Origin of the sequence: Kitasatospora sp. NPDC059571, from assembly GCF_042735675.1 — a bacterium.
Taxonomy (GTDB): Bacteria; Actinomycetota; Actinomycetes; order Streptomycetales; family Streptomycetaceae; genus Kitasatospora.
The window spans coordinates 1-9,628 of the sequence record NZ_JBHWBW010000301.1 but is presented as its reverse complement, the minus strand read 5'-3'; the positions used below and the strand labels follow the sequence as shown (position 1 = coordinate 9,628).

Here is a 9,628-nt window from a genome sequence, read left to right as displayed (position 1 = left end):
CGAATCGTCCGCGGCGCCCTCGCGCACGGTGACTACTTGGCGAGCGACGCGTAGAGCTCGCGAGCCAGGCGGGCGGTCTCGGACGGCGTCTTGCCGACCTTGACGCCGGCGGCCTCCAGGGCCTCCTTCTTCGCCTGGGCGGTGCCGGAGGAGCCGGAGACGATGGCGCCGGCGTGGCCCATGGTCTTGCCCTCGGGCGCGGTGAAGCCCGCGACGTAGCCGACGACCGGCTTGGTGACGTGCTCGGCGATGAACGCCGCGGCACGCTCCTCGGCGTCGCCGCCGATCTCACCGATCATCACGATGACCTCGGTCTCCGGGTCCTCCTGGAACGCCTTGAGGGCGTCGATGTGGGTGGTGCCGATGACGGGGTCGCCACCGATGCCCACGGCCGAGGAGAAGCCCAGGTCACGCAGCTCGTACATGAGCTGGTAGGTCAGGGTGCCGGACTTCGAGACCAGGCCGATCTTGCCCGGGCCGGTGATGTCGGCGGGGATGATGCCCGCGTTCGACTGTCCGGGGGAGATCAGGCCGGGGCAGTTCGGGCCGATGATCTGGGTCTTGGAGCCCTTGGCACCGGCGTACGCCCAGAAGGCGGCCGAGTCGTGGACCGGCACACCCTCGGTGATGACGACCGCGAGGCCGATCTCGGCGTCGATCGCCTCGACGACGGCGTCCTTGGTGAACTTCGGCGGCACGAAGATGACGGTGACGTCGGCACCGGTCTTCTCCATGGCCTCGGCGACGGTGCCGAAGACGGGCACCTCGGTGCCGTCGACGTCGACCGTGGTGCCGGCCTTGCGCGGGTTCACGCCGCCGACGATCTGGGTGCCGGAGGCGAGCATGCGGCGGGTGTGCTTCATGCCCTCGGAGCCGGTCATGCCCTGAACGATGACCTTGCTGTCCTTGGTAAGGAAGATAGCCATGGTGAGAGTCCCCTTCCTTACTTCGCGTTGGCCAGCTCGGCGGCGCGGTCGGCCGCACCGTCCATGGTGTCCACCTGCTGGACCAGCGGGTGGTTGGCGTCGGTCAGGATCTTGCGACCCAGCTCGGCGTTGTTGCCGTCCAGGCGGACGACGAGGGGCTTGCTGACGGCCTCGCCCTTCTCCTCGAGGAGGGCCAGGGCCTGCACGATGCCGTTGGCGACCGCGTCACAGGCGGTGATGCCGCCGAAGACGTTGACGAAGACCGACTTGACGTCGGTGTCGCCCAGGATGATCTCCAGGCCGTTCGCCATGACCTCGGCGGAGGCGCCGCCGCCGATGTCGAGGAAGTTGGCGGGCTTGACGCCGCCGTGGTTCTCACCGGCGTAGGCGACCACGTCGAGGGTGCTCATGACGAGACCCGCGCCGTTGCCGATGATGCCGACCTCGCCGTCGAGCTTGACGTAGTTGAGGCCCTTGGCCTTGGCCGCGGCCTCCAGCGGGTTCGCGGCGGCCTTGTCCTCGAGCGCCTCGTGCTCCGGCTGGCGGAACTCGGCGTTCTCGTCCAGGGAGACCTTGCCGTCGAGCGCGATGATCTTGCCGTCGCCGGACTTGATCAGCGGGTTGACCTCGACGAGGAGGGCGTCCTCGGCGATGAAGACCTTCCAGAGCTTCTGGAGGACCTCGGCGACCTGGTCCGCGACCTCGGCCGGGAACTTGGCGGCGGCGACGATCTCCGCGGCCTTCTCGGGGGTGCAGCCCTCGTTGGCGTCGACCGGGATCTTCGCGAGCGCGTCCGGGTTCTCCTCGGCCACGACCTCGATCTCGACACCGCCCTCCACGCTGGCCATCGCCAGGAAGGTGCGGTTCGTACGGTCCAGCAGGAACGAGACGTAGTACTCGTCCTTGATGTCCGCGGTCTGGGCCAGCATCACCTTGTGGACGGTGTGACCCTTGATGTCCATGCCGAGGATCGCCCCGGCCTTGGCGACGGCATCCTCCGGGTCGGCGGCGAGCTTCACGCCACCGGCCTTGCCTCGGCCGCCGACCTTCACCTGAGCCTTGACGACGGCGCGGCCGCCGAAGCGCTCCGCGATCTCGCGGGCGGCCTCGGGGGTCTCGATGACATCGCCGTCAAGCACGGGTACACCGTGCTTGGCGAAGAGGTCCCTCGCCTGGTACTCGAACAGGTCCACGTGTGTTCGTCCTTGTTCGTGGTCGCGGATTGTGTCTCTTCGAGCGTGCCACGGCAGGATCTTCGCTGCGGATTTCGTCGGAGCTGCGCGGGTACGCAGAGAGCTGGCCTTGCGGCCCACGTTGCCCCGGGCGCATCGTCAATCAACACGCGCGTCACGTCCGTCTGGCAGGTTATCCCCGGAGGCCGGGCGTGTTTCGCCCGGGACCGCGTCCGGTTTGGTGAGAACCGTCACAACGGGTGTACCCGAGCATGTCGGACCAGCGGCTCACCGCGGACGGGCCGGCCCGGTGAGGTCTCCGGACGGCTCACCCGTTCGAGTGATGCCGGTGGTCGGCGCCGTGCCCGCGCCCGGCGCCCACCCCTTGCCCCACGCCGTGACCCTCGCCGTGACTCACCCCGCGGCCGGCACCGGGAGCGGGCGCTTCTCGATCGCGGCGGCCATGATCTCCGGGAAGACGTCCGGCGTGCAGGCGAAGGCCGGGGCGCCGAGCGCGGCCAGGGCGGCGGCGTGCGCGTGGTCGTACGCCGGGGCCCCCTCGTCGGAGAGCGCGAGCAGCGCGATGAACTGGACTCCCGCCGCCTTCATCGCCGCCACCCGCTTGAGCATCTCGTTGCGGATGCCGCCCTCGTAGAGGTCGCTGATCAGCACCACGATCGTCTCCGACGGCCGGGTGATCCGCGACTGGCAGTACGCGAGCGCGCGGTTGATGTCCGTACCGCCGCCCAGCCGGGTGGCGAACAGGACGTCCACCGGGTCGGTGAGCTGCTCGGTCAGGTCGACCACGGAGGTGTCGAAGACCACCAGCCGGGTGTCCAGGCTGCGCATCGACGCCAGCACCGCGCCGAACACCGCCGAGTGCACCACCGAGGCCGCCATCGACCCCGACTGGTCGATGCAGAGGATGACGTCCTTCTTCACCGCGCGCTGCGCCCGGGCGTAGCCGACCAGGCGCTCGGGCACCACGGTGCCACGGCCGTCCGGCCCGGCGTCGGGCAGGTAGTTCGCGAGGTTGGCGCGGATCGTGCGGCCCCAGTCGATGTCGCGGTGGCGGGGGCGGTTGACCCGGGCGCTGCGGTCCAGCGCGCCGCCCAGGGTCGCCCTGGTGCGGTCGGCGAGCCGCCGCTCCAGCTGCGCCACCACCTTGCCGACCACGGCGCGGGCGGTCTCCCGGGTGGTCTCCGGCAGTGCGCTCCTGAGCGAGAGCAGGGTGCCGACCAGGTGGACGTCCGGCTCGACGGCCTCCAGCATCTCCGGCTCCAGCAGGAGGCGGTCCAGGCCCAGCCGGGCGATCGCGTCCTGCTGCATCAGCTGGACGACGGTGGTGGGGAAGTAGGTGCGGATGTCGCCCAGCCAGCGGGCGACCTGCGGGGCGGAGCCGCCGAGGCCGGCGCTGCGGGCGCCGGAGCGGCCGCTCTCGCCGTCGGTCCCGCGGTACAGGGCCGCGAGGGCTCCGTCCATGGCGGCGTCGCGCCCGGCGAGACGGCAGCCGGTGCCGTCCGCATCGCCGCCCAGCACCAGGCGCCAGCGGCGCAGGCGCTCGGCGGCCTCGTCCGGCGCGGCGGTGGTCTCGGTCACGGGGGCTCCTCGGGTGTCGGGCGGACGGCGGCCCGGCGGTGGTGACGCCCTGTCACCACCGCTGCTGGCACGGTCGATACAAACAGAGGGGACTGACAGCGCCGGGCGGGCACCGGGCGGCCTGCGGGAGAACCGCGGGCAGGCTGCGGGCGGTGGATCGGCGCCGGTCAGCCGATGCGGCGGTCGGGTTGACGCGGGATCAGCCCCAAGGTCGGGGACGGGCCGGGGACCGGCGCGGCGGCGGGACCGGCGACCGGCCCGGCGGCCGCAGCCGGCAGGCCCAGCAGCAGCGCGAGCACCGGCAGCGCGGCGTCCGCCCGGGCCTCGTCGAGGAGGACCGGATCGCCGGCCGCGGCGGTGTCGGCCCGGCCGAGCGGGCCGGCCGCGGCGCGCTCGCCGATGGTGCGGCGCACCCCCGCCTCCATCGCGGAGAACGTGCGCCGGAGCACCGGCAGCAGGTCCACCAGGACATCGCCCGGGACGCCGGTCAGCCAGTCGTCGAGCAGGCCGAGCAGGCGGGCGTCGTGCAGCAGCAGCGCCCCTCCCCCGGCCAGGAAGCCCTCGATCCAGCCGGCCGCGTCGGCCGGGGCGCCCGCCCGGGAGAGCACCAGGCCCATCCGGCGGCCCGCCTCGTCCGAGTCCAGGCGGGCGTCGTCGAGCAGCAGCCGTACGGCGCGGCCGCGCAGCAGGCCCGGTGCGCCGGTGGCCGGGCCGGCCGAGGGCTCGCGGGCGGCCAGCGCGCGCAGCGCCCCGGCCCAGCGGTCGGCCGGGTCGTCGCCGGGCGCACCGGGGGCGGCCGCGGTGTCCGGCCCGGTGGCGGCCGGGTGCCGCGGCGAGAGCAGGCCGACGGCGGTGTGCACGGCGTCGAGGTGGGCGCGCATGGCGGCGGCGCCGTCCGCGTCGAGGCCGGTGCAGGCGGGCGGCAGGCCGACGCTGATGCGCTCGGCGAGGCCGCGGGCGACGCCCTCCAGGGCGCTGCCGTCGGTGGCCCGGACGTCGCCGTAGCGCAGGGCGCGGACCAGCGCGGGCAGCGCGGCGGCCAGGTGCGCGACGTCGGTGTCGAGCGCGGCCCGGTCGGCGAGGATCCGCATCACGGCGGGCAGGGCGCCGGTGAGGCCGGCCAGCAGGCACTGCTCGACCAGGGCGGTGAGGTCGGCGAGGTCCCCGGCGGCGGCGGCGCGGTCGGCGGCGCGGTCGGCCGCGGCGTCCTCGACGGTGGTGCCCCAGTGCGCGGCCTCGACCACCCGGACGGCGAACTCCGGCTCCCAGCGCAGCCGCCAGGTCTCGCGGAAGGTGCCGGTCGACTGGACGGCGGACCGCGAGGGGGTGCCCCAGCCGATGCCGAGCAGGCGCAGCCGGTGCAGCAGCCGCGAGCGGCCGGCGTCGAGGTCCTTGCGGAGGTCGAGGACGAGCTCGCGCTCGGCGGCCTCCGGCTTGAGGCGCAGGGTGCGCTGGAGCCTGGCGAGGTCGCGCTGGAGCGGGACGGCCGGGGCGTCCTCGGGCACCTCGCCGAGCGCGTCGCCGACCACCAGCCGCTCGTGGACGAGGGCCAGGGTGACGTCGGAGCCGTCGCACAGCACGGCGCGGACGGCGTCGAGCGTCTCGCCGAGGCCGGCCAGCGGGCGGCCGCGCATCGCGGCGAGCGTGTCGGCCAGCCGGACCGCCTCGATGACGTGGGCGGAGGAGACCGGGTGGTCCTCGGCGCGCAGGAGCTCGGCGACGCCGGTCATCCAGCGGGTGATCGGCCGGTCCGGGCTGGTGAAGAGGTGGTGGTACCAGCCGGGCGAGTCGACGCCCGCGCCGTACCCGGTGTGCTGGGAGAGCCTGCGGTGCGTCCACGGCACCCAGGTGATCTCGGTGCGCAGCCGGGGCAGGCCGGCCAGCAGGGCCCGGTCGTGGGCGACGGTGGGCATGGTCTGCAGGGCGGGGACGTGCCAGGCGCCGCAGACCACGGCGATCCGGCGGTGGCCGGCCCGGCGGGCGGCCCGGATCTGCTGGCGCATGTACGCCTCACGGAGATCGTCGCGGCGGGCCGCGGCGGCCCGCGCGCCCGCCCCGGCGGCGTCCTCGCGCAGCGCCGCCATCGCCTCCGCGACGGCGGCGAACGGGGCGAGGGCGTCGTCGCCGGGCGCGCGGTGCTCGATGACGTCCTCCCACCAGCGCTCGGGGTCGTCGTGGCCGGCGGCCGCGGCGAGCGCGGCGATCGGGTCGCCGGACGCCTCCGGGCCCCCGCCGGAAGTGCCCCCCGGCACTCCCGGCGGGGCGTCGCCCAGGGCGAGGGTGTGCGCCGCGGGCAGGTCGATGAAGCGGACGGGCAGGTCGTGGTCGACGGCGTGCCGGATGGCCGCCCACTCGGGCGAGAAGACGGCGAACGGCCAGAACGCGGCCTTGGCCGGGTCGTCGACGACGTGCGCGAGCAGGGCGACCGGCGGCTTCATCTGCTTGTCGCCGGCGAGGGCGACGATCGCGTCCGCCTCCGGCGGGCCCTCGATCAGCACGGCGTCGGGCCGCAGCCGGGCCAGGGCGGCGGCCACCGCGCGGGCGGAGCCGGGGCCGTGGTGGCGGACGCCGAGCAGGGTGACCTCAGCGCTCATGGTCGTGCACCTCGCTCTCGGGCGGGTCGGTGGGAGTCGGGCCGCGGACGGTGCGGCGGCCCGGGGAGGGACGGGGGGCGGGTCAGCGGGAGTGCTCGCGGGCGGCGCGGTAGAAGTCCTTCCAGCCGTCCCGCTCGCGGAGCACGCCCTCGACGTACTCGTGCCAGACCGTGCGGTCGGCGGCCGGGTCGCGGACCACCGCGCCGACGATCCCGGCGGCGACGTCCGAGGCGCGGAGCATGCCGTCCCCGAAGTGGGTGGCGAGGGCGAGCCCGTTGGTCAGGACGGAGATCGCCTCGGCGGTGGAGAGCGTGCCGCTGGGCGTCTTGACCTTGGTGCGGCCGTCGTCGGTGATGCCGGCGCGCAGCTCGCGGAAGACGGTGACGACGCGTCGGATCTCGTCGGCGCCGGCGGGCAGCTCCGGCAGGTCGAGCGAGCGGCCGAGCTGGTTGACCCGGCGGCTGACGATGTCGACCTCCTCCTCCAGGGTCGCGGGCAGCGGCAGCACCACGGTGTTGAAGCGGCGGCGCAGGGCGGAGGAGAGGTCGTTGACGCCGCGGTCGCGGTCGTTGGCGGTGGCGATCAGGTTGAAGCCGCGCACCGCCTGGGTCTCGTCGCCGAGCTCGGGCACCGGGAGGGTCTTCTCCGACAGGATGGTGATGAGGCTGTCCTGCACGTCGGCGGGGATGCGGGTGAGCTCCTCGACGCGGGCGATCTTGCCGTCGGCCATCGCCCGCATGACCGGGGAGGGCACCATGGCCCGGCGGCTGGGGCCCTCGGCGAGCAGCCGGGCGTAGTTCCAGCCGTAGCGGACGGCCTCCTCGGGCGTGCCGGCGGTGCCCTGGACGAGCAGGGTGGAGTCGCCGCTGACGGCCGCGGCGAGGTGCTCGGAGACCCAGGTCTTGGCGGTGCCGGGCACGCCGAGCAGCAGCAGGGCGCGGTCGGTCGCCAGGGTCGTGACGGCCACCTCGACGACCCGGCGGGGGCCGATGTACTTCGGGGTGATCACGGTGCCGTCGGGCAGTTCGCCGCCGAGCAGGTAGGTCGCGACGGCCCAGGGCGACAGGCGCCAGCGCGCGGGCCGGGGCCGGTCGTCGTGGGCGGCGAGGGCGGCGAGCTCGGCGGCGAAGGCGTCCTCGGCGTGGAGGCGGAGAACTTCACTCGCAGGGGTGATCGTGTCGGTGGTCATCTACGGCTCCTGGGTACCGCCGCCGGGCACGGCTGCGGCAGGGGACGGGTCGGGGATCGGAAATGGCAGGGGCCGCCGTGCGCGGACATCGGGCACGCCACGGCCGGCCCGGCGTTTCGTACGCCCTTTCGGCCTGCTGGAACCACCATGCACCGGGCCACTGACAACGCGTCGGCCGCCGGTGACCTGTCGTCAGATCACCGGCCCCCGGTGTCAGTGGCCCGTTCTAGCGTCCTGGGCATGGAGGAACGCTGGAGCACCGAACACGTCCTGTCGCTCGCGCCCGACCAGGCGTCGCAGAAGGCGGCCGGCAAGCTGTCCGCGCCCGCGCCGTGGTCCGGGACGGGCCTGGGCGACGGCGCGCTCTGGGGCGAGTGCAAGGGCAGCGGGCGCACCCCGTACCGCGCCTGCGTCGACCTCACCGGGCCCGCCTACAGCTGCACCTGCCCGAGCCGGAAGTTCCCGTGCAAGCACGCGCTCGGCCTGCTCCTGCTCTGGAGCGGCGGCGCCGCTATCGCCGGGGCCGGCGCGCAGCCCGACTGGGTCGCCGAATGGCTGGCGAAGCGGCAGCAGAGCGCCGAGCAGCAGACCGCCCGCCGGCAGGCCCGGCTGGAGGCCGCCAAGGACGACCCGGCCGCCCTGCGGCGGGCCGGGCAGCGGGCCGCCCGGGTCGCCGGCGGCGCCCGCGAGCTGCGGCTGCGGCTCGCCGACCAGGTCCGCCGGGGCCTGGCGGAGCACGCCTCCGCGGCCGCCGGCTGGGAGGAGGTCGGCGCCCGGATGGTCGACGCCCAGGCCCCCGGGCTGGCCGGCCGCGCCCGCGCCCTGGCGCACACCCCGCAGGACGCCCTGCTGGAGGAGTACGCCCTGCTGCACCTGCTGGCCGGCGCGTACGGGCGGGTCGACGAGCTCCCGGCCCCGCTCGCCGCCACCGTCCGCACCCGGGTCGGCTTCACCACCTCCACCGAGGAGGTGCTGGCCGGGCCGACCGTCCGCGACCGCTGGTACGTCCTCGGCAGCCGCGACACGGTCGACGACCTGACCACCCGGCGGATCTGGCTGCGCGGCGCCAAGACCGGCCGGACGGCACTGCTGCTCTCCTTCGGCCACGCCGGCTCGGCCCCCGACCTGGCGCTGCCGACCGGACGGGTGCTGGAGGCGGACCTCGCCTTCCACCCCGCGGCGCGCCCGCTGCGCGCCGCACTCGGCTCCGCCCGGTACGGCGGCCCGCAACCGGCGGACGGCCCGCCGCCCGGGCTCACCCCGGCCGAGGCCCTGGCCGGGTACGGCGAGGCGGTCGCCGACGACCCGTGGACGGAGTCCTGGCCGAGCGTGCTCCGTGACGTCGTGCCGGTGCTCGGGCCGGACGGCTGGCAGCTCACCGACGGCACGGCCGCACTGGCACTGCGGCGCGGCGCCGTCCCCGAGCAGGCGCTGTGGCGGCTCGCCGCCGCCTCCGCGGGCCACCCGGTGACGGTCTTCGGCGAGTGCGGCCACGGCGGCTTCGTCCCGGTGACCGCCTGGGCCGCGGACGGCCGCCCGATCGGGGTGGGCCAGTGAGCAGCACCCCCGTCCACCACCCGCACCACCACCCGACGGGAGGCAGGCCGTGACGGCCACGACCACCACCGCCCACGACGACTGGTCCGCCCTGCGGACGACCGCGCTGCTGGGCACCGACCGCCGGCCGCTGCCTGGCCCGGCCGGTCCGGGCCCGGCCCGGGCGGCCGCCGAGGCCGTCGACCGCACCGACCCGGCCACCGCCCTGCTGGACCTCGCGGCACTGGCCGTCGTCCGGCGGCGGGCCGGCCTGCGGCCCGATCCCGCCCCCGCACTGCCCGCCCCGGCACCCGCGGACGGGCGGCCCGCCCTGCCCGAGGCCGCCGCCGGGCGGCTCGGCTTCCTGCTCGGCGGCCGCGGCCCGGACACCAGCATCGCCAACCTCGCCGAGCTGCTCCCGCAGTGGCTGGCCACCGCCCGGGCGTACGGCTACCGGCTGCCGCCCGCGCTCGTCCCGGCGCTGCTGGACACCGCCCGCGGGGGGCCGGGGCGGCGCGCCCCCCCGGGGGGCCGGGGCGGGGGGGGGGGGGGGGCGCGGGGGGGCGGGGGGCCCCCCCCGCCCGGGCGCGCGCCCGCCCCCCCCCCCCCGCC

6 protein-coding genes and 1 pseudogene are annotated in these 9,628 nt (G+C 75.7%); 2 read left to right on the top strand and 5 right to left on the bottom strand.

The window, feature by feature from the left end; translation table 11 throughout:
* Positions 1-32 precede the first annotated feature (32 nt).
* The 5 genes from sucD to ACFV0G_RS26945 all read right to left on the bottom strand — a co-directional run bounded on the left by sucD (position 33) and on the right by ACFV0G_RS26945 (position 7,480).
* Positions 33-926: a succinate--CoA ligase subunit alpha gene (sucD, locus tag ACFV0G_RS26965; RefSeq protein ID WP_380553168.1), complete on the bottom strand. Its 894-nt coding sequence runs from the start codon at positions 924-926 to the stop codon at positions 33-35.
* 17 nt (positions 927-943) lie between these two features.
* Positions 944-2,119: an ADP-forming succinate--CoA ligase subunit beta gene (sucC, locus tag ACFV0G_RS26960; RefSeq protein WP_380553165.1), complete on the bottom strand. Its 1,176-nt coding sequence runs from the start codon at positions 2,117-2,119 to the stop codon at positions 944-946.
* Positions 2,120-2,512: 393 nt separating this feature from the next.
* On the bottom strand, positions 2,513-3,697 hold the full coding sequence (locus ACFV0G_RS26955; RefSeq protein WP_380553162.1) for a VWA domain-containing protein: 1,185 nt from the start codon (positions 3,695-3,697) through the stop codon (positions 2,513-2,515).
* 167 nt (positions 3,698-3,864) lie between these two features.
* Positions 3,865-6,291, bottom strand: a complete 2,427-nt coding sequence (locus tag ACFV0G_RS26950) for a DUF5682 family protein (RefSeq protein ID WP_380553159.1) — start codon at positions 6,289-6,291, stop codon at positions 3,865-3,867.
* An 82-nt stretch (positions 6,292-6,373) separates the two neighbouring features.
* The gene (locus tag ACFV0G_RS26945; protein ID WP_380553155.1) at positions 6,374-7,480 is read right to left on the bottom strand and encodes an AAA family ATPase; all 1,107 of its coding nucleotides are present in this window, start codon (positions 7,478-7,480) and stop codon (positions 6,374-6,376) included.
* Positions 7,481-7,720: 240 nt separating this feature from the next.
* Between ACFV0G_RS26945 and ACFV0G_RS26940 the strand changes: the two genes are divergently transcribed.
* Positions 7,721-9,037, top strand: coding sequence for an SWIM zinc finger family protein (locus ACFV0G_RS26940; protein ID WP_380553152.1), 1,317 nt, complete (start codon positions 7,721-7,723; stop codon positions 9,035-9,037).
* Positions 9,038-9,086: 49 nt separating this feature from the next.
* Positions 9,087-9,628 (top strand): annotated as a pseudogene (locus tag ACFV0G_RS26935) (hypothetical protein); the annotation flags it as partial.

Coding starts and splice junctions, on each gene's coding strand:
- ACFV0G_RS26950 (WP_380553159.1), bottom strand. CDS start 6,291: ATGAGCGCTGAGGTCACCCTGCTCGGCGTCCGCCACCACGGCCCCGGC.
- ACFV0G_RS26945 (WP_380553155.1), bottom strand. CDS start 7,480: ATGACCACCGACACGATCACCCCTGCGAGTGAAGTTCTCCGCCTCCAC.
- ACFV0G_RS26940 (WP_380553152.1), top strand. CDS start 7,721: ATGGAGGAACGCTGGAGCACCGAACACGTCCTGTCGCTCGCGCCCGAC.
- sucD (WP_380553168.1), bottom strand. CDS start 926: ATGGCTATCTTCCTTACCAAGGACAGCAAGGTCATCGTTCAGGGCATG.